Here is a 19,505-nt window from a genome sequence, read left to right on the forward strand (position 1 = left end):
ACCAGAACAATCCGAACACCCCGAACACTCCGGAAACAAGGACTGAAACAATGAACGCGCTCAAGAAGCTCTTTGGCGGCAACACCCGCCAATTCGGCATGATCTTCGCCCTGGTTGCGCTGATCGTGTTCTTCGAGATTTTCACGGAGGGCCGCACGCTCACATCGGGCAACGTCATCAACCTCTTCAACGGCAACTCCTACATCCTGATCCTCGCCATCGGCATGGTGCTGGTCATCATTGCCGGGCACATCGACCTCTCGGTCGGTTCCGTTGCGGCCTTCGTGGGTGTCTGCGTGTCACTCTTCATCCGCGACTGGGGCCTGCCCTGGTACATCGGCGTCCTGATGGGGCTGGGGCTCGGCGTCCTGATCGGCGCCTGGCAGGGATTCTGGGTGGCCTACGTCGGCATTCCCGCGTTCATCGTGACGCTGTCCGGCATGCTGATCTTCCGCGGCGCCAACCAGTTCGTCGGCAAGTCGAACACCATCCCGGTCCCGGCGGATTTCCAGTACATCGGCTCCGGCTACCTGGCCGAGTTTGGCCCGAAGACCGGCTACAACAACCCGACCATGCTGATCGGCCTGCTCGCCGTCGCGTTCGTGATATTCAGCGAGATCCGGTCCCGCCGCAACGCCAAGAAGCTCGGCGCCGAGGTCCCTGAAACCTGGGTCATGGTCCTGAAGCTGGTGCTGGTCTGCGGCGCCATCCTCTACGCGACGTACCTCTTCGCCACCGGCCGTCCGGGCACGTCCTTCCCGGTGCCGGGCCTGATCCTCGCCGTCCTCATCATCGTCTACGGCTTCATCTCCTCCAAGACCGTCATCGGCCGCCATATCTACGCGGTCGGCGGCAACCGGCACGCTGCGGAGCTCTCCGGCGTCCAGTCCAAGAAGGTCAACTTCCTGGTCATGATGAACATGTCCTTCCTGGCCGGCCTCGCCGGCATGATCTTCGTCGGCCGCTCCACCGCCTCGGGACCGTTCGACGGCGTGGGCTGGGAACTGGACGCCATCGCGGCCGTCTTCATCGGCGGCGCCGCGGTCACCGGCGGCGTGGGCACCGTGATCGGCTCGATCATCGGCGGCCTGGTCATGGCGGTCCTGAACAACGGCCTGCAGCTGCTCGGCGTCGGCGCCGACCTCACCCAGATCATCAAGGGCCTCGTGCTCCTGATCGCCGTCGCGTTCGACGTCTACAACAAGACCCAGGGCAAGAAGTCGATCGTCGGCATGCTGATGAAGAACTTCGGCCGCAGCAGCGAGATCAAGGCCGACGAGACCACCCAGACCAAAGAGGTCATCTCGAGGGGAATCTAGTCCCCTCCCCCGGTTCCCCCAACCCCACAAATTCTCCGCACACCACCAAAAGAAAGTGAACCAAGCAATGCGAATGATTGGTAAAGCAGGAAAGGCAGCAGCAATCGCTGCTATTGCGGCACTGGCGCTGACGGCCTGCGGCCGTTCCGACACCGGCACCACCAGCGGTTCCTCCACCGGAGGCGAAGCATTCCCGAAGGGCTCCTCGATCGGCGTCGCACTCCCGCAGAAGACCTCCGAAAACTGGGTCCTGGCCGAACAGCTGTTCAACGACGGCCTCACCCAGGCCGGCTACAAGCCGGACGTGCAGTTCGCCAACGGCGGCGTCTCGGAGCAGCAGAACCAGATCAGCGCCATGATCACCAAGGGCGACAAGGTCATCATCGTCGGCGCCATTGACGGTGCACAGCTGGGCACCCAGCTCCAGCAGGCCAAGGACGCCGGCGCAACGATCATTGCGTACGACCGTCTGCTGCTGAACACCCCGAACGTGGACTACTACGTGGCTTACGACAACTTCAAGGTCGGTGAACTCCAGGGCAAGGCGCTGCTGGACGGCATGAAGGCCAAGAAGCCGGAAGGCCCGTACAACATCGAGCTCTTCGCTGGTTCCCCTGATGACGCCAACGCGAAGGTCTTCTTCGACGGCGCCATGAGCGTCCTGAAGCCGAAGATCGACGACGGCACCCTCAAGGTCCTCTCCGGCCAGACGACCTTCGAACAGGCCGTGACCCAGGGCTGGAAGGCAGAGAACGCCCAGAAGCGCATGGACACCCTGCTCGCCGGAACCTATGGCACCGCCCCGCTTGATGGCGTGCTGTCCCCGAACGACACCCTGGCCCGCGCGATCATCACCTCCGTCAAGGCCGCCGGCAAGCCGATCCCGGTTGTCACCGGCCAGGACTCCGAGGTTGAGTCCGTCAAGTCCATCATGGCGGGCGAGCAGTACTCCACCATCAACAAGGACACCCGCGCGCTCGTTGAGCACTCGATCGTCATGGTCAACGACATCCAGGCAGGCAAGACGCCCGAGATCAACGACGACAAGTCCTACAACAACACGGTCAAGACCGTTCCCGCGTACCTGCTGGAGCCGGTCATCGTGACCAAGGACAACGTCCACACGGCGTACGTGAACGATCCGGTACTCGGACCGATCACCAAGCAGTAGTTCCCGTCTAGGCGCTCGCTTCACAGGCCGCGCCAGACAACAGAGCCCCGGCTCCCCCGCAAGGGAGGGCCGGGGCTCTTGCGTTGGCCGTGATGCGCTGCCTGCGCCCTTGGCGGTGACCTTGCCTGCGCCCGTGCCTGCGGCCGTGTCTGCGACGAGGCGCTTCACAGCAGATCCATAGCTCCCCGGGGAGGTTCGCACAGCGGCCCGTACCACTGTGGGACCAGCGCCGGGCATCGGGTCCGGCAAAGGACACCCCAGAGACAACCAAGAAAAATTAGGAGCACCGTGAGCGTTCTTGCCCGGAGTGTAGGCAACGCCTTTCGAAACAAGGTCAGGACCGCCGCCGTGGTGGCGGTGCTGGCCGTAGCCATCGGACTCGCCCTGGCCATGCTCGTGGCCAACCAGGCCGTCACCGGCAAGGTTGCCGAGCTGAACGCCTCGGTGGGCACGGTCCTGACCGTGAACCCGGCCGGCGGCCAGGGGTTCGAGGGCGGCGGCGAACCGCTGACGTCCGCCCAGGCAGCCACAGCGGCGGCTGTCCCCAACGTCAGCAGCGTGGTCGGCACCAAGGCGCTGCGCCTGCGCAACGCCGCTGACATCGCCGCTGAGGCCGCATCCGGACGGACAGGCCAAGGCGGGCCCGGCGGGCAGTCGGCCACGTCCGTCACCACGAGCCTCACGGCCGCCGTCGACGCCGGCACGCTCGGCAACCGTAACCAAGCTGGCACCGGCGCCACCGGAAGCACGGGCACGACTGGCAGCACCGCGCAGGCCGCACCGGCATTCTCGCTGCCCATCACGGCAACAGGCATCGGCGCCGAGGTGGACTCCACCGGCAAGGCCCTGCAGCTGACGCAGGGCACCGGCCTGGGCAACTACACCGCCGCGTCCACCGGTGCCCTGCTGGGCACCACCCTGGCTGAGAAGAACGGCCTCAAAGTGGGTTCGACCTTCACCATCCAGGACAAGACCTTTACCGTCCAGGGACTGTTCGACTCCGGGACCGCATTCGGCAACAATGCGCTTTACGTGACGCTGCCGACCGCACAGACCCTCGCAGCGCTGCCGGACGAACTCTCCACCATGATCGTCACGGTCAACAGCATGGAAAACGTCGACGCCGCCAAGACCGCCCTGCAGGCGGCGCTCGGCTCCGACAAGGCCGACGTCACCCAAGGCCAGCGGAACCTTGAGACCGCCGTCAGCTCGCTGGACAGCGTCAAGAACATTTCCTTCATCGCCTTCGTCGCCGCCCTTGGCACCGCAGGACTGATCATCCTCCTGATCATGGTCATGCTGGTCCGCGAACGCCGCCGCGAAATCGGCGTCCTGAAGGCCATCGGCGCCCCTAACCGCACCATCGGCCTGCAGTTTGTGCTGGAGGCCCTCGTGCTGGTGGCCCTGGGCAGCGTGGTGGGCGCCGCCGTCGCCTCCCTTGCCAGCGGCGGCATCGCCAGCGCCCTCATCAGCTCGTCCAGCACGAGCGCGGCGGCCACCGGCCAGCGCGGCGGCCCCGGCGGGTTCCCGGGCGGGGCGGGCGGCCCGCTGGGCGGGGCCAGCCAGCTGCTGACCTCCGTGACGGCGAGCGCCTCCCCCGGCGTCATTGCCGCGGGCATCGCCGCAGTCTTCGGCGTCGCCATCATCGGCGCGCTCGTCCCGGCCCTGCTCACCGCCCGCATCCGTCCCATCGAAGTCCTCCGAGGAGAATAGCCATGATCGAAGTCAAGAACCTGGTCCGCACGTTCAAGTCCGGCGACCGGACCATCAAGCCGGTCAACGATGTCAGCTTCGAGCTCGAGCAGGGCACGCTGGCCTCGATCGTGGGCAAGAGCGGCAGCGGCAAGAGCACCCTGCTCTCCTTGCTCGGGGCGCTGGACAAGCCCACCAGCGGCGATGTGGTGGTCAACGGCGTGAGCCTGGCCAGCATGCCGGACGGGAAGCTGACCAACTACCGGCGCCGGGACATCGGCTTCGTGTTCCAGCAGTTCAACCTGATCCCTAACCTCTCGGCCGTGGACAACGTGATGCTGCCGATGGAATTCGCCGGCGTGCGCAAGGCCGCCCGGGCCGAGCGGGCCAGGCAGCTGCTCGAACAGGTCCAGCTCGATCCGGACAAGCACGGGCGGCGCATCAACCGGCTCTCCGGCGGCGAGCAGCAGCGGGTGGCGATCGCCCGGGCGCTGGCGAACGAACCCAAGCTGATCCTGGCCGATGAACCCACCGGCAACCTGGACGAACAGACCGGCGAGCACATCATCGAGCTGCTCAGCACGCTCAGCCGGGACCACAACACCACCATCCTGGTGGTCACCCACGACCGCGCCCTGGCCAACAAGACGGACCGGCGCTTCCGGCTCCAGCAGGGCCGGCTCACGGAGGAAACGGCCCGGACCCCTGCGACGGCGGCCCTGACGGGCTGAGGTCCGGCTGAAGTCGGAGCTGCGGGCGGGCCTTGGGGGCCCGCCCGCGGTTCCGGCGTCGAACCGCATGAGCTGAACTTCCCCAACTGACCTCCCGCGTTGAACCTCCGCCATGCCAGGGCCGTCACCACCGCGGCCTGTCCGCCCCCGGATGAGAAGATGGCACCATGTCTGCCCTCATCGCGAAGCCGTGGCTGTCCAGCCAGCCGGACCAGGATCCCCGCACAGCCACCGGCGCCAGGCTGCGCTGGGGGGTCATCGCCACCGGCGGGATCGCCGCTTCGGTCACCCGCGACCTGGCGCTGCTGGCGGATGCGGAACTGTACGCCGTCAGCTCCCGCACACAGGCGGCCGCGGAAGCGTTCGCCGCCGACTACGGCTTTGTCCGCGCCTACGGTGACCAGGACGGCGCGAGCGGTTATGCCCGCTTGCTCGCCGATGACGCCGTCGACGTCGTCTACGTCGCCACCCCGCACGCCCACCATCACAAGATCGCCCTCGCCGCCCTCAACGCCGGCAAGCACGTGCTCTGCGAGAAGGCCCTCACGATCAACGCCCGGGAAGCAGCCGAGTTGATCGCGGCGGCCCGGACCAACGGATTGTTCCTGATGGAGGCGGTGTGGAGCCGGTTCCTGCCCAGCATGCAGCGGGCGTTCGAGATCGGTGCCTCGGGCGAGATCGGCGACGTGAAGTGGGTCGCCGCCGACCTCGGCTTTCCGGCGCCGTACTCGCCCGGTTCCCGGCTTTGGGCACCCAAGGACGGTGGCGGCGCCCTGCTGGACATGACGGTTTATCCCCTGCTCTGGGCGCTCGGCACCCTGGGGTTCCCGCAAACGGTCAGCGCCACCGGCTGGCTGAACGACGACGGCGTGGACGCCCAGAATGCGTTGACGCTCGGTTACCACCACGGCGCCCAGGCCCAGCTGACCTCATCGTTGATGGCCTATGGACCCCGCACGGCCACCGTCGCCGGCAGCAAGGGCTACCTCCAAAGCCAGGGATCGATCAACAACCCGAAGGAACTGCTGGTCCGGATCGGCTTCGAGGAGCCGCGGACGGAGCAGTTCACCGTGGTGGGACGTGGCTACACTTACGAGCTCCGGGAGGTCACGCGGTGCGTCCAGCAGGGGCTCACCGAGAGCCCGGTGATGCCGCTGGAGGACTCCTTGAACACCATGCGGCTTTTCGACGGCGTACGCGCGCAACTCGGCGTGAGCTACCCCAACGACGCCCACTAACGGCTCCCGCTTTCCACGCCCCCAGGCAACGGACCCGGCATCCCAAGTGTCTCGGTATGCCTACAGTTTCGGCTCCGCTCTGGACTCTCCTGTTGGGGCCGACTTACCCTGTAGGCAATTGTCCAGTTTTCCCGGAGCGGGGGTGCGCGCATGGATCCAGCAGCTGCGGCCTCCCGCGCGGGCCGGACCCTGCGCCCCTTGCGCCGCACGCTCCTGGCCGCCGTTGCCGGCGCCGCGTGGCTGACACTGACCTGCACGGCCGCACAAGCGGACGACGCCTGCACGCTCTACGGGACCGCCGACGACGCCGGTGAGAGCGCGGCCGCCGTCGCCTGTACGGACGCCGACGACCTCCCTGTCCCCTCCCTCGACGGCGTGGTCTCCGTGGACATCGCTGCGGTCCCGGCGGGCACCTGGGCGGCGGGCGCCGTTCCGGGGCCGGGAACAGTGGCCGCGGACGTCGTTTCTGCCGACCCGGACGGGCCCGCGGGCACCGACGCTGATCCTGCGGATGCGGACTCGCCACCGCCCGCGCCTGGGCAGGCGGCGCCGGATCCGGCGGTCCCCGGCCTTTCGAACTCTGACCTTTCGAACCCTGACCTTTCGAACCCTGGCCTTTCGAACCCTGGCCTTTCGAACCCTGGCCCGTCGCTCCCTGAACCGGCCGTCATCCCGCCGGCCACCGGGCCCGTGGTGGACCCCGCTGTTCCGGGTCCCGGCGATATTCCGCCGGTCGTGGACCCCGCTGTTCCGGGTCCCGGCGATATTCCGCCGGTCGTGGACCCCGCGGTTCCGGGTCCCGGCGATATTCCGCCGGTCGTGGACCCCGCGGTTCCGGGTCCCGGCGATGTTCCGCCGGTCGTGGACCCCGCGGTTCCGGGTCCCGATCCAGCCGGTCCGCTCCCTGGCGACCCGGCGGCCGGGCCCTCGGGCAGCGACGGCCCGGGCGACGTCCCAGCGGCAACGCCGGCGGGGACGCCGGCCGCCGTCGACGGCGCATCGTCACCGGCGGCCCCCGCAAAAGCAACCGCCGCCAAGGCAGCACCACCTGAACCGCCGGCGCCTGCTCCCACCGGCACCGAGGCAGCCCGCCCCGTCCCGGCATATCCTTCCCCGGGTGCCACGGTTGCCTATCCCGCCTTGCTGATCCCTGAACCCCGCGGCGCGGCACCTGTCCGGTCCGGCGCTGCCCCGCCGGCCGAGCCCCCTGCCGGGACCGGTAAACCTCCGGTTCCCTCCGGCAACCCGGGTCCAAGCCCGTGGCATGGCGGCACGGGCCTGCCTGCGCCTGACGCACTCCCGCCGGCTCCGGGTTCGGGGTCCGGCAGCGGGCACTCCGGCAGCGGGCCTGCCGGGACGGCTGCGTGGATGCCCAGCCTGGTCTTCTATCTGCCCACCATCGGGGCCGACCCCATCGGCGGTCCGCTCCAGCACGAGTACGCAGCCGTTAGCGCTGATCCCGGTTCTTCTCCTGACTAGTCGGGCCGTCTCTGTCTCCACAGAGCACGGCCCGTCGGGCTGCCATTGCTGCCCGACAACAGTCACCCAGGAGAATCCCCCATGGACACGACCGTCCCCCGCCGGGTTTCCGGCGCCTCATTTCCCGCAGGCCTGATCCCCTCAGCGCCCGCGCCCCCGGAGTACCGCGGTCCGCAGCCACGGCCCGGCTGCAAGCCCCGCCCGCCCTAGCGCATGCCACCGCTCCTATCAAGGTCCTGTACCGCCGGAGCGGGGTCGTTGGGTCCGCTGGGGGACCCAACGGCACGCTCCGGCGGAAGGGCGCCTGAGAATGAGCGGCCGGTGAGGCAATACCCGTCGATATCGGGACCGGGGGTCCTGCCGCACGCCTCAGGGACCAGGAGCAGATACCCGTACCCGTATCATTCTTTAGGAGCGCCGCCGCGGCGCGCACGGAAGGTACGGGGACATCGTGGACAGTTCGCCCAACAGCATCATCGCGGAGCCCTTGGGCGGCCGCTATCAGTTGGGGGAGGTAATTGGCCGGGGCGGCATGGCGTCGGTCTACACGGCCAAGGACCTGAACCTTGGCCGGGACGTTGCCCTGAAGCTCTTTGCACCGCAATCGGCCGATCCCGACGAGCTTCGCCGCCAGGAAGCAGAAATCGAGTTGCTGGCGACCCTGAATCATCCAAGCCTGGTGACGCTGTTCGACGCCGGGACGGACACCCGGATTCCCGAGGAGCCCCGGCCCTTCCTGACCATGGAGCTCGTGGACGGCCAGGATCTGCGGACCAGGATCCGCCACAGTCCCCTGCCGCTGGACGAGTTGGCCGTGGTCGGCGCCGGGATCGCCGATGCCCTCGCCTACGTCCACGGCCTTGGCATCGTCCATCGGGACATCAAGCCCGCCAACATCCTCCTGGTGCCGGTCCGGCCGGGCGAGCCGCTCCGGCCAAAGCTCACAGACTTCGGCATCGCCCGGATCATCGACGGGACCCGGCTGACGGCCACGGGAACCATGGTGGGAACCGCGGCCTATCTCAGCCCGGAACAGGCCCGCGGCGCCGACCTCGGTCCGGCGAGCGATATCTACTCCCTGGGCCTGGTCCTGCTCGAATGCCTCAAGGGCGAGGTGGAGTACCCGGGCAGCGCAGTCGAATCCGCCGTGGCCCGCCTGCACCGCGCCCCCGTCATTCCGGACACCGTGCCCGAGGAGTGGGCCCGGCTCATCCAGGCCATGACCGCCCTGGACCCGTTGGACCGCCCCGCGGCCGCCGAGCTCGAGGCAGCCTTCCGCGTTGCCCTCGTTTCCCCCGGATCGCTGCCGGGGCCCGTCACAGCGGAACCCACCCGGGTCCTCCCGGCCCCGCCGGCACGGCGGCCCCGCCCTCCCCGGTCCGGAGCCGCAGCGGCTGCGGCGTCGGGAACACGCCCCTTGAACTTGCTGGACCCGGATGCCCTGCCGCTGCGGCCGCGCCGGCGCCGCTCCCTGTCGCGTGGGGCCAGATGGTTCCTCCGGGCACGGCCCCGCACGCGCGTCGCCGTGCTGCTCGCCGTGCTGGCAGTCCTTGCCGTCGTGGCGTCGATCGCGGTCGCCCTGTCCGCCCCCGCCGCGCCCGACGTCGTCCCCTACCCCACCACCGTCACAGGACCGCTCGGCGATCACCTGAGGGAACTGCAGAAGGGCGTGGAACCATGAGCCGTGCGCGAAACGCCGGGCAAGACCGCAGCCGGGGCAGATACCGGATGCCCGCCAGCCTGCTCGCAGGACTGCTGGCGGCCGGGGCGCTGGCCGGATGCGGCTCCCCTGCCCCCGAACTGGGCCCCAGCGCGGCCAGGCAGCTGCAATCCCACGTCCTCGCTGTCAGCGAGGCCGCAGCCGCCAACGACCCCGCCGCTTCCCTGCAGCACCTTGACGAGCTGCTGACCCGCCTGGATGCCCTCGCCGCGAACGGCGAGGTGTCCTTCAGACGCCACCAGAGCATCAAGTCATCGATTGATGCCGTCCGGGCGGATCTTGCCGCGCAGCAGGCGGCCGAGACAGCCCGAAAGGCGGCGGAGAAGGCAGCGGCTGAAAAGGCAGCGGCTGAACAGGCAGCCGCCGCTCAGGCGGCGGCTGCCGCGCGGAAGGCCCCGGCCGCCGTCGCCCCGGCGCCGGCCCCGGCCAAGACCGCCACCGGGAAATCGAAGCACAAGGGAAACGGCAAGGGCTGATCCCCCCAGCCCTTGCCGGGCGCTCACCGCGCCGGCCCGACCGCCCCACCTTCCGCCGCCCTGCAACCATGGGCGCACCGGAATCCCGGGCGGGCAGCAGAACGCCCCGCCTCCCTTTCGGGAGACGGGGCGTTCTGCGTGGCGCCGGCCCGTATTGCCACAGCTCCGGCAGCGCGCTGCGGCTGGGACTACTTGGTCAGCGTTGCAAGCACTTCGCTGAACTTCGCCGAGGGGCGCATGACCGCTGCGGCCTTGGCCGCGTCGGGCCGGTAGTAACCGCCGAGGTCCACCGGGGAACCCTGCACGGCCAGGAGCTCGCCGGTGATGGTGTCCTCGTTGGAGTTCAGCGCGTCAGAAACGGCGGCGAAGGCCGCGGCGAGCTCGGCGTCGTCGTTCTGGCTGGCCAGTTCCTGGGCCCAGAACTTGGCCAGGTAGAAGTGGCTGCCGCGGTTGTCCAGCTCGCCGGCCTTGCGCTTCGGGGATTTGTCCTCGAGCAGGAACGTGCCGGTGGCGCGGTCCAGGGTGTCGGCCAGGACCTGGGCGCGGGCGTTGCCGGTGCTGGTGGCGAGGTGCTCGAAGCTGACGGCCAGGGCGAGGAATTCGCCCAGGCTGTCCCAGCGCAGGTGGTTTTCCTTGAGCAGCTGCTGGACGTGCTTCGGGGCGGATCCGCCGGCGCCGGTCTCGAACAGGCCGCCGCCGTTGATCAGCGGCACCACGGAAAGCATCTTGGCGCTGGTGCCCAGTTCCAGGATCGGGAAGAGGTCCGTGAGGTAGTCGCGGAGCACGTTGCCGGTCACCGAGATGGTGTCCTCGCCCTTGCGGAGGCGTTCCACCGTGAAGGCCGTGGCCTCGTCCGGGGACATGATGGCGATTTCCAGGCCCTCGGTGTCGTGGTCCTTGAGGTATTCCTCCACCTTGGCGATCATCCGGGCGTCGTGTGCGCGGCCCTTGTCCAGCCAGAAGACGGCGGGCGTGGCGGAGGCGCGGGCACGGGTAACGGCCAGCTTCACCCAGTCGCGGATCGGCACGTCCTTGGTCTGGCAGGCGCGCCAGATGTCGCCCGGGGCCACCTTGTGCTCGATCAGCACGGTGCCGGCGTCGTCGACAATCTGGACGGTACCGGCGGACTGGATTTCGAACGTCTTGTCGTGGCTGCCGTATTCCTCGGCGGCCTGGGCCATGAGGCCGACGTTCGGGACGGTGCCCATGGTGGTGGGATCGAAGGCTCCGTGGGCGCGGCAGTCGTCAATCACGACCTGGTAGATGCCGGCGTAGCTGCTGTCCGGGAGGACGGCGAGCGTATCGGCTTCCTGGCCGTCGCGGCCCCACATGTGGCCCGAGCTGCGGATCATGGCCGGCATCGAGGCGTCGACAATGACGTCGGAGGGCACGTGCAGGTTGGTGATGCCCTTGTCGGAATCGACCATCGCGAGTTCGGGGCCCTCGTTGAGGCCCTTTTCGATGGCTGCCTGGACGTTGCCGCGGATCTCCTCCGGCAGGTCGTCGAGGCCGTTGAGGATGGAGGCAAGGCCGTTGTTGGGGCTCAGGCCGGCGGCGGCGATCTGCTCGCCGTAGGTGGCGAAGAGGTCCGCGAAGTAGGCCTTGACGACGTGGCCGAAGATGATGGGGTCCGAGACCTTCATCATGGTGGCCTTGAGGTGGGCGGAGAACAGCACGCCCTCGCTCTTGGCCCGGGCAACCTGGGCCGCGAGGAACGCATCCAGGGCCGCGGCGCGCATCACGGTGCCGTCGATGACCTCACCGGCCAGGACCGGGAAGGCACGCTTGAGGACCTTGACGGTGCCGTCTTCCTTGACGAGCTGGATCTTGATGTTGGTGTCGGCCTCGATCACCACGGACAGCTCGTTCGAGCGGAAGTCGTCGGCGTCCATGTGGGCCACGTTGGTCTTGGAATCCGGGGTCCAGGCGCCCATGCTGTGCGGGTTCTGGCGGGCGTAGTTCTTGACCGAGAGCGGGGCGCGGCGGTCCGAGTTGCCTTCGCGCAGGACCGGGTTCACGGCGGAGCCCTTGATCTTGTCGTAGCGGGACCGGATGTCCGTTTCCTCGTCCGAGGAGGGGTTGTCCGGGTAGTCCGGCAGCGCGTAGCCGTGGCCCTGGAGTTCGGCGATGGCGGCCTTCAGCTGGGGCACGGAGGCGCTGATGTTGGGCAGCTTGATGATGTTGGCTTCGGGCGTCTTGGCGAGGGCGCCAAGCTCGGCCAGGGCGTCGCTGACGCGCTGCTCTTCGGTGAGGTAGTCGCCGAACACGGCGATGATGCGGCCGGCCAGCGAGATGTCGCGGGTCTCCACTTCCACACCGGCCGTCGAGGCGAACGCCTCAATGATCGGCAAGAACGAATAGGTGGCCAGCATCGGCGCTTCGTCGGTGTGGGTATAGATAATCTTTGCCATTGCGCGGGCGTCTCCCTGAAGGTCTGGGTATTTCCGGAATCTTGTGTTATCTCAACACCCCTAACTTACCCGAGGTGCCCCCGTTGGCGCCTACCGGCGTCGTGCGCGGACGGATGAGTGACGGCTCAACACGGCATAACAAAAATTGACAAGAGACTTTACAGGTTAGTCAAATTGCCGTAGTTTCGTTCCATCCAGCGGCCGCCAACAGCGGCCGCCCCGCTTTTCCACCGGTTAGGACACCCATGAGAACACCCAAGACTCTGGCCACCAGCCTGCTGACTCTTTCGGCCGCCGCGCTGCTGGCCCTGAGTGCCGCGGGGGCGGCCACGGCCTCCCCCGCACCGGCCAAGGCACCGGTCTCCGCCTCCGATGTCACCAGCCACACCGTCACCGAGACGGGCACGGCCGACTACTGGACCGCGGAACGCATGCGCAGCGCCGTCCCCGGCGACGTCCTGGCCGACAGGGCCATGAAGCGCAATGGCAAGGCCGCCGCGGCCAGTGGCCCGGCGGAAACGGGCGCCCCAAGCAAGGTCGAGGCCGCGGCTCCCAAGCTGCAGTCCCAGACGCTCCAGACGAAGGCCAATGCGAGCGAGACCCCCGTCCCGCACATCGGCAAGGTCTTCTTCACCCTCGGCGGGACAAACTATGTCTGCTCCGGCAACTCGGTCTCTTCCGGCAACAAGAGCACGGTCTCCACGGCCGGGCACTGCGTGAACGAGGGCCCGGGCGCCTTCGCCACCAAGTTCACGTTCGTCCCGGCGTACCTGAATGGCGCCGCCCCCTACGGCAAGTGGACGGCCAGGGCCCTCTACGCCCCCACCCAGTGGAGCTCCTCGGGCGACATGACCTATGACACCGGCTTCGCCGTCATGTCCACGCTCAACGGCCAGTACCTGAGCGATGTCGTCGGCGGCTCCGGGCTGCAGTTCAACGCCGCCCGCGGCCTGACCTACAAGTCCTACGGCTACCCCGCCGCGGCGCCCTTCAACGGTGAATCCCTCAAGAGCTGCTCCGGCACCGCCACCAACGATCCCTACAACCCGCAGTTCAACACCCAGGGGATCCCCTGCAACATGACCGGCGGCTCCTCGGGCGGTCCGTGGTTCATCGGCACCAGCGCCTCCGGCTACCAGAACTCGATCAACAGCTACGGCTACGGCAGCAACTCCACCAAGATGTACGGCCCGTACTGGGGCAGCGTGATCCAGCAGGCCTACACCACGGCGGCCGCTTCCTAACCTGAGGGCACGGGCTCCGTCCGCGGGGCCCGTGCAGCCCGGCTTGCCTACCCTGTCAACCCTGTTTACCCCGGCGCGGGGTCACTTGCGGCCCATCTTCAGCAGTGAGGAGGACGCAGTGCCCCCGCGCCGGTTTTAGTGTGCGACGGCAGATCGCGGCGCCTCCGCTGGACATGCCCTCCGCTGACACCTAGGCCCGGACATATACCCCCTATGTCCGGGCCTTGGCATGAGGAATGGACATGTCCTCCCGGGCGGGTCCTCCGGGCTCCGCAAAGTGGGGGCATGTTCCGCGGAAAGAATGAGCATGCCCCACGTTTGGCTATCGGCGCCCCGGAAAGAATGGGCATGTCCCACGCTTGGCCCTCTGCGCCCCGGAAAGAATGAGTGTGTCCCACACTTGGCCCTGGCAGCTCCTGAGCGCACGGGACATGTCCTCCCCACACTCCGAGGCCTGGACATATCCCCCATATGCCCACTCCTTGCCGCAAAAAATGAACATGTCCCGCGGAAAGAATGAGCATGCCCCACGCTTGGCCCTCTGCGCCCCGGAAAGCATGAGCATTCCCCACGCTGGGCCCTGGCAGCTCCGAAGCTCAAGGGACATGTCCTCTCCACACTCCGAAGCCTGGACATATCCCCCATATGCCCACTCCTTGCCGCGAAAAATGAGCATGTCCCGCGGAAAGAATGAGAAAGAATGGGCATGTCCCGCGGACCGGCTGCCAGCCCACTCGGTGGCACAAAAAATGGACATGCCCCCGGAAAGGGAGGGCATGTCCATTTTTTGTGCGGGTCTCTTGCGCGCGGACCGCAGACCGGGTGGAAGAGCCCGGGTGGAAGAGCCCGGGTGGAAGTGCCCTAGTGGAAGAAGTGGCGGGCTCCGGTGAAGTACATGGTGATGCCGGCGGCGTTGGCCGCGGCGATGACTTCCTCGTCCCGGACGGAGCCGCCGGGCTGGACGACGGCGCGCACGCCGGCATCGACCAGGATCTGCAGTCCGTCGGCGAACGGGAAGAACGCGTCCGAGGCCGCGACGGCACCGCGGGCACGTTCCGGCGACGCGGTGGCGTCGGCGTTCGAAGCACCGCCGGCACCGTCAACATCGGAGTCCACAGATACGCCCAGGGTGTTGGCGCGCTCGACCGCGAGCTTGCAGGAGTCGAGCCGGTTGACCTGGCCCATGCCGATGCCGACGGCGGCACCGTTGTCCGCGAGCAGGATGGCGTTGGACTTCGCTGCACGGCACGCGGTCCAGGCGAACGCCAGGTCGGCCAGGGTGGCGGCGTCAGCAGCGTCGCCCGCGGCAAGGGTCCAGTTCGCGGGGGTGTCGCCGTCGGCGTCGACCTTGTCCGTCGCCTGCACCAGCATGCCGCCGGAGACCTGGCGGAACTCGGTCGGGTAGCGGCCGTATCCGTCCGGGAGGGCCAGGAGGCGGATGTTCTTCTTCTTGGACAGGATCTCCACGGCCTCGTCGTCGAAGCCCGGCGCGATGACGACTTCCGTGAAGATGCCGGCGACGGTCCGTGCCATCCCGGCGGTGACCGTGCGGTTCGCGGCGATGACGCCGCCGAACGCGGACACGGGGTCGCAGGCGTGGGCCTTGGCGTGGGCGTCGGCGATGGGGTCAGCGGCGGACGCGGAACCGACGGCCACCCCGCACGGGTTGGCGTGCTTGATGATGGCGACGGCGGGTTCGGCGAAGTCGAAGGCGGCGCGCAGGGCGGCGTCGGCGTCGACGAAGTTGTTGTAGCTCATGGCCTTCCCGTGCAGCTGGTCGGCCTGGGCGATGCCGGCCGGGGCGGCCTTGTCCACGTACAGTGCGGCCTGCTGGTGCGGGTTTTCGCCGTAGCGGAGCACCTCGGAGCGTTCCAGGGCCAGGCCGGCATAGGCGGGCCAGTCGATCACGCCGTCGCCGTCCTCGTCACGGAACTGGCTGGCGGTCCAGGTGGCCACGGCGGTGTCGTAGGCCGCGGTGTGCGCGAACGCCTTGGCGGCGAGCCGGCGGCGGGTCTTCAGGTCAAAACCGCCCGAGGCGGCTGCCTCCACCACGGCACCGTAGGACGCCGGGTCCACCACGATGGCGACGGCAGCGTGGTTCTTCGCGGCGGAGCGCACCATCGCGGGGCCCCCGATGTCGATCTGTTCGACGACGTCGTCCGGCGCCGCACCGGACTTCACGGTCTCCACGAAGGGGTAGAGGTTGACGACGACGAGGTCGAAGGGCTCGATCTCCATGTCCGCCAGGGTCTGCATGTGGGCCGGGACGCGGCGGTCGGCAAGGATGCCGCCGTGCACGCGCGGGTGCAGGGTCTTGACGCGGCCGTCCAGCATTTCCGGGGAGCCGGTGACTTCCTCGACTTCCTGTACGGGGATGCCCGCGGCGGCGATCTTCTTGGCCGTGGAGCCGGTGGAGACGATCTTGACGCCGGCGGTGTGCAGGCCTTGAGCGAGCTCCTCCAGACCGGTCTTGTCGTAGACCGAAATCAGTGCCCGGCGGATGGGAACTCGGTCGATGGATACACGGTCAAGCTGCGTGAAGCTCACAAAAGTCTCCGTCTTATATCGCGGCGGGGCCGCGGGTGGTGGGGATGCGGCCAGTTTATCGCGTCCCGGCGCGGGGCCCTTCCGCGCGCCGGAGTGTGAAGCACGCGCGGGCCGCGGCCCGGCCACGTAGAGTTTTCACAGGAGGCCAAGATGAACACGTACACCACTGTGCCCAGCGGCGAACAGGTGGTCCAGGAACTGCCGTGGCGGTGGAAGGTCCAAGGCCGGATCTTCCTGATCGGCGGACTGGGCTTCATGTTCGATGCCTGGGACGTCACCCTCAACGGCATCCTCATTCCGTTGCTGTCCAAGCACTGGTCGCTGAGCCCGGGCGATGCCGCCTGGATCGGCACGGCGAACCTCATTGGCATGGCCCTGGGCGCGTTCGTCTGGGGCACCATCGCGGACACGATCGGCCGCAAGAAGGCCTTCACCGCGACCCTGCTGATTTTCTCCATCTTCACCGTGCTCGGCGCCTTCTCCCCCGACTTCATGTGGTTCGTCGTGTTCCGGTTCCTGGCCGGGTTCGGCCTGGGCGGCTGCATCCCGGTGGACTATGCGCTGGTGGGCGAGTTCACCCCCCGCAAACAGCGCGGCCGGGTGCTCACCGCGATGGACGGCTGGTGGCCGATCGGCGCCGCCCTCTGCGGTTTTGTCTCCGCCGGGCTGGTCGCGGCCTTCGCGGACTGGCGGCTGACCATGCTGGTCATGGTGCTCCCGGCGCTGCTGGTGTTCTGGATCCGCCGCAGCGTGCCGGAATCCCCGCTGTTCCTGATCCGCAAGGGCCGCCGCGACGAGGCCGCCAAGGTGATCGACGGCCTGGTCCAGGCCACCGGCGCCGAGGCCCGCGTCTACAGCCTGCCCGCGCCGCAGGATGCACCGCGCCTCTCCGCCGGCAGCGCATGGACGCAGTTGCGCGCCCTCTGGCAGTTCAACTGGAAGATCACGACGGCGGCATGGGCCCTCTTCTTCAGCATCCTGCTGGTGTACTACCTGTCGCTGACGTGGATGCCGCGGATCCTGATCGGCGCCGGCTTCGCGGAGTACAAGGCCTTCCTGACCACGGCGTCGATGGCCGCCGTCGGACTCCTCGGCGTGGTGGTGGCCGCCCTGCTGGTGGAGCGGGTGGGCCGCAAATGGATCCTGGCCATCACCGGACCGCTGTCCGCACTGACGCTGGTGATCGTGGCGATCGTGGTGGACATCCCCACCGCCGCCGTGTTCTGGCTCCTGGTGTTCGGCTTCGTGGTGCAGGTGGCCATCCCGGTGCTCTATGCCTATGTCTCCGAGCTCTACCCGACAGAGCTGCGCGGCTCCGGCTTCGGCTGGGCTTCGACGTTCTCGAGGCTCGGCGCCGGGTTCGGTCCGCTGGTCTTCGCGGCCTTCCTGTGGCCGGAGCTGGGGCTCGCGACGTCCTTCGCCCTGGCCGGCGGCCTGGTGCTGCTCTCCGTGCTGTGGATGGCGTTCTTCGCCCCGGAGACCAAGCAGCGCCGGCTCGAGTAGCCGGCCCGCCAACCCGATGCGCTATCGCTCCGGGCGGTTCCGGACGCTGATAGCCGCCCCACGTGATAGCGCATCGGGGACATCACGACGGCGCCCCTCACCTGCGAGTGGTGAGGGGCGCCGTCGTCTGTGGTCCGATCAGCCGCCTACTGGATGCAGGTCACGGACACCGAGAGCGCGTTCGACTTGAGCTGGGTGACGGACCAGCCGGTGGGCTGACCCGATCCGCCCACGACCGGCTGGCTGGCCACGACCTGGTTGCCGTTGCTGCTGTTGATCGCGAAGCCGCCGCCGGTGGCGACGTGGCCGGCCGGGCAGCTGGCGACGACGGTGAGCGTTGAGCCGCTGGCCGACGCGACGCTCACACTGGTGGACGCGGCGGCACCGGTGGCACCCGTCTCGCCCTTGGCCCCTGCAGGGCCGACCGGGCCGATGGCGCCCGCGGGGCCGGCGCCACCGGTTGCGCCGGTGGCACCCGTCTTGCCCTGAAGACCGGGCTCCCCGGCAGCACCCGTGGCACCGGTGTCACCCTTGTCTCCGGCATCACCCTTCTCGCCCTGGACGCCTTGAGCGCCTGTCTCACCTGTCGCGCCTACGGCGCCCGTTTCACCGGTGGCCCCGGTGGCACCGGTCTCGCCGGTGTCGCCTTTCTCGCCCTGGGCGCCTGTTTCACCGGTGGCCCCGGTTGCGCCGGTCTCGCCGGTGTCGCCCTTCCCGCCCTGGGCACCTATTTCGCCGGTGGCCCCCGTGGCACCGGTCTCGCCCGTGGCGCCGGTGTCGCCGGTGTCGCCCTTCAGTCCGGGCAGTCCCTGGATCCCCTGGGCACCGGCGATGCCCTGGATGCCCTGGATGCCTTGGGCGTTCCAGGAGATTGCGGTTTCCTTCTTGGAATCGCACGAGGCGCCCGCGGGGAGTACACGCAGCTCACCGCCGTTGTTGTTGTTGAAACACCCCTTGATTTCGCCACTTGCCGGCGTTGGAGTGGCGGCGATGGCAGCAGAAACGGCGCCCGTTCCGAGAACGAGCGCCGCAGTGAGACACAGTACTTTTGGACTTGTTTTGGCAAGGCTGAATCGAGACACGAAGAACCCCCGGAGATGCGGCGAATGAATGAGACTGCGTCAGACTATTGCCCATTTCGCTACTTGCACCGGCTCGGAAATACCTGTCTTTGGCCCTGCAGTACCTGACTTTCGGAACGTGTACTCAGTTTTGCGGGTCCGACCACTTGGTTTGCCTGCGAAGGCCGCTACGCGCCCGCGACCCGATGCGCTATCACTTCGGGCCATCTCCGGGCTGTTCTGAGCCCTGATAGCCACCTCAAGTGATAGCGCATCGGGGAAATCAGGGGGAAATCAGCAGGGGAAACCGGGGCAGATCAGGCGGGGGAAATCAGGCGGGGGTGTGGGCCGCGGCGAGGGAGGCCAGCGTGGAGACCAGGAGCCGGCGTTCCACCACCTTGATGCGCTCGTGCAGGGATTCCTCGCTCTCGCCGTCCCCGACCGCCACGGCCTCCTGCGCGATGATGGGGCCGGTGTCCACCCCGGCGTCGGCCCAGTGCACCGTGCAGCCGGTGACCTTCACGCCGTAGGCCAGCGCGTCGCGGACCCCGTGGGCACCGGGGAAGGACGGCAGCAGCGCCGGGTGCGTGTTGAGGTATTTGCCGCCGAACGCGTCGATGAAGTCGGCGCTGACAATCCGCATGAAGCCCGAGGACACCACCACATCCGGGGCGAAGCCGGCGACGGCCTCGGTCAGGGCCGCGTTCCAGGCCGCCCGGTCCGGGTAGGCCTTGAAGTCCACCACAAACGTGGGAATCCCGGCGGCGGCGGAGCGTTCCACCCCGAACGTCCCCGGGCGGTCGGCGCCGACGGCGGCGATCTCGACGTCGAGCGCGCCGGACTTCACGGCATCGATTACTGCCTGGAGGTTGGAGCCGGTGCCGGAAACGAGGACAACTATGCGCATGGTCCT

The 19,505-nt window shown here is 68.2% G+C and carries 14 protein-coding genes; 10 read left to right on the forward strand and 4 right to left on the reverse strand.

The annotated features are described in order from the left end of the window. Positions 1-50 precede the first annotated feature (50 nt). From mmsB to C560_RS0108300, 8 genes are all read left to right on the forward strand, one after another. On the forward strand, positions 51-1,319 hold the full coding sequence (gene mmsB, locus C560_RS0108265; protein ID WP_018774773.1) for a multiple monosaccharide ABC transporter permease: 1,269 nt from the start codon (positions 51-53) through the stop codon (positions 1,317-1,319). 67 nt (positions 1,320-1,386) lie between these two features. Beyond that, on the forward strand, positions 1,387-2,490 hold the full coding sequence (locus tag C560_RS0108270) for a substrate-binding domain-containing protein (protein WP_026266659.1): 1,104 nt from the start codon (positions 1,387-1,389) through the stop codon (positions 2,488-2,490). Positions 2,491-2,778: 288 nt separating this feature from the next. Then, on the forward strand, positions 2,779-4,203 hold the full coding sequence (locus C560_RS0108275; protein ID WP_026537838.1) for an ABC transporter permease: 1,425 nt from the start codon (positions 2,779-2,781) through the stop codon (positions 4,201-4,203). Between the two features lie 2 nt (positions 4,204-4,205). After that, on the forward strand, positions 4,206-4,913 hold the full coding sequence (locus C560_RS0108280; protein WP_026537839.1) for an ABC transporter ATP-binding protein: 708 nt from the start codon (positions 4,206-4,208) through the stop codon (positions 4,911-4,913). Between the two features lie 167 nt (positions 4,914-5,080). Next, positions 5,081-6,151 carry a Gfo/Idh/MocA family protein gene (locus C560_RS0108285; RefSeq protein ID WP_026537840.1) on the forward strand — a complete coding sequence of 357 codons (1,071 nt, stop codon included), beginning with the start codon at positions 5,081-5,083 and terminating at the stop codon, positions 6,149-6,151. Positions 6,152-6,301: 150 nt separating this feature from the next. Beyond that, a complete protein-coding gene (locus C560_RS0108290; RefSeq protein WP_026537841.1) occupies positions 6,302-7,630 on the forward strand; it encodes a hypothetical protein in 1,329 nt (442 codons plus the stop codon). A gap of 448 nt (positions 7,631-8,078) precedes the next feature. Beyond that, positions 8,079-9,311 (forward strand): serine/threonine-protein kinase, encoded by a 1,233-nt coding sequence (locus tag C560_RS0108295; protein ID WP_026537842.1) that lies wholly within the window; start codon positions 8,079-8,081, stop codon positions 9,309-9,311. Next, the gene (locus C560_RS0108300) at positions 9,308-9,826 is read left to right on the forward strand and encodes a mucin-associated surface protein (RefSeq protein ID WP_231494293.1); all 519 of its coding nucleotides are present in this window, start codon (positions 9,308-9,310) and stop codon (positions 9,824-9,826) included. The genes C560_RS0108295 and C560_RS0108300 overlap by 4 nt, the downstream gene beginning before the upstream one ends. A 188-nt stretch (positions 9,827-10,014) precedes the next feature. Here the strand turns inward: C560_RS0108300 and C560_RS0108305 are convergent, their stop codons facing one another. Next, on the reverse strand, positions 10,015-12,237 hold the full coding sequence (locus C560_RS0108305) for an NADP-dependent isocitrate dehydrogenase (protein WP_026537844.1): 2,223 nt from the start codon (positions 12,235-12,237) through the stop codon (positions 10,015-10,017). 245 nt (positions 12,238-12,482) lie between these two features. Here C560_RS0108305 and C560_RS0108310 point away from each other — a divergent pair, with 245 nt between their 5' ends. Then, on the forward strand, positions 12,483-13,481 hold the full coding sequence (locus C560_RS0108310; RefSeq protein WP_026537845.1) for a trypsin-like serine peptidase: 999 nt from the start codon (positions 12,483-12,485) through the stop codon (positions 13,479-13,481). Between the two features lie 861 nt (positions 13,482-14,342). Here C560_RS0108310 and purH read toward each other — a convergent pair. Further along, complete coding sequence (gene purH, locus C560_RS0108320) at positions 14,343-16,028, reverse strand: bifunctional phosphoribosylaminoimidazolecarboxamide formyltransferase/IMP cyclohydrolase (protein WP_026537847.1); 1,686 nt, start codon at positions 16,026-16,028, stop codon at positions 14,343-14,345. Positions 16,029-16,178: 150 nt separating this feature from the next. Between purH and C560_RS0108325 the strand changes: the two genes are divergently transcribed. After that, positions 16,179-17,531 (forward strand): MFS transporter, encoded by a 1,353-nt coding sequence (locus C560_RS0108325; RefSeq protein ID WP_018774783.1) that lies wholly within the window; start codon positions 16,179-16,181, stop codon positions 17,529-17,531. A gap of 146 nt (positions 17,532-17,677) precedes the next feature. Here C560_RS0108325 and C560_RS22625 read toward each other — a convergent pair whose 3' ends face one another. Together C560_RS22625 and purN are read right to left on the reverse strand one after the other, a co-directional pair. Continuing rightward, complete coding sequence (locus tag C560_RS22625) at positions 17,678-18,613, reverse strand: collagen-like protein (protein WP_051533055.1); 936 nt, start codon at positions 18,611-18,613, stop codon at positions 17,678-17,680. 310 nt (positions 18,614-18,923) lie between these two features. Further along, the gene (gene purN / locus C560_RS0108335; RefSeq protein WP_026537848.1) at positions 18,924-19,499 is read right to left on the reverse strand and encodes a phosphoribosylglycinamide formyltransferase; all 576 of its coding nucleotides are present in this window, start codon (positions 19,497-19,499) and stop codon (positions 18,924-18,926) included. Positions 19,500-19,505 lie beyond the last annotated feature (6 nt).

This window comes from Arthrobacter sp. 9MFCol3.1 (assembly GCF_000620385.1).
GTDB lineage: Bacteria > Actinomycetota > Actinomycetes > Actinomycetales > Micrococcaceae > Arthrobacter.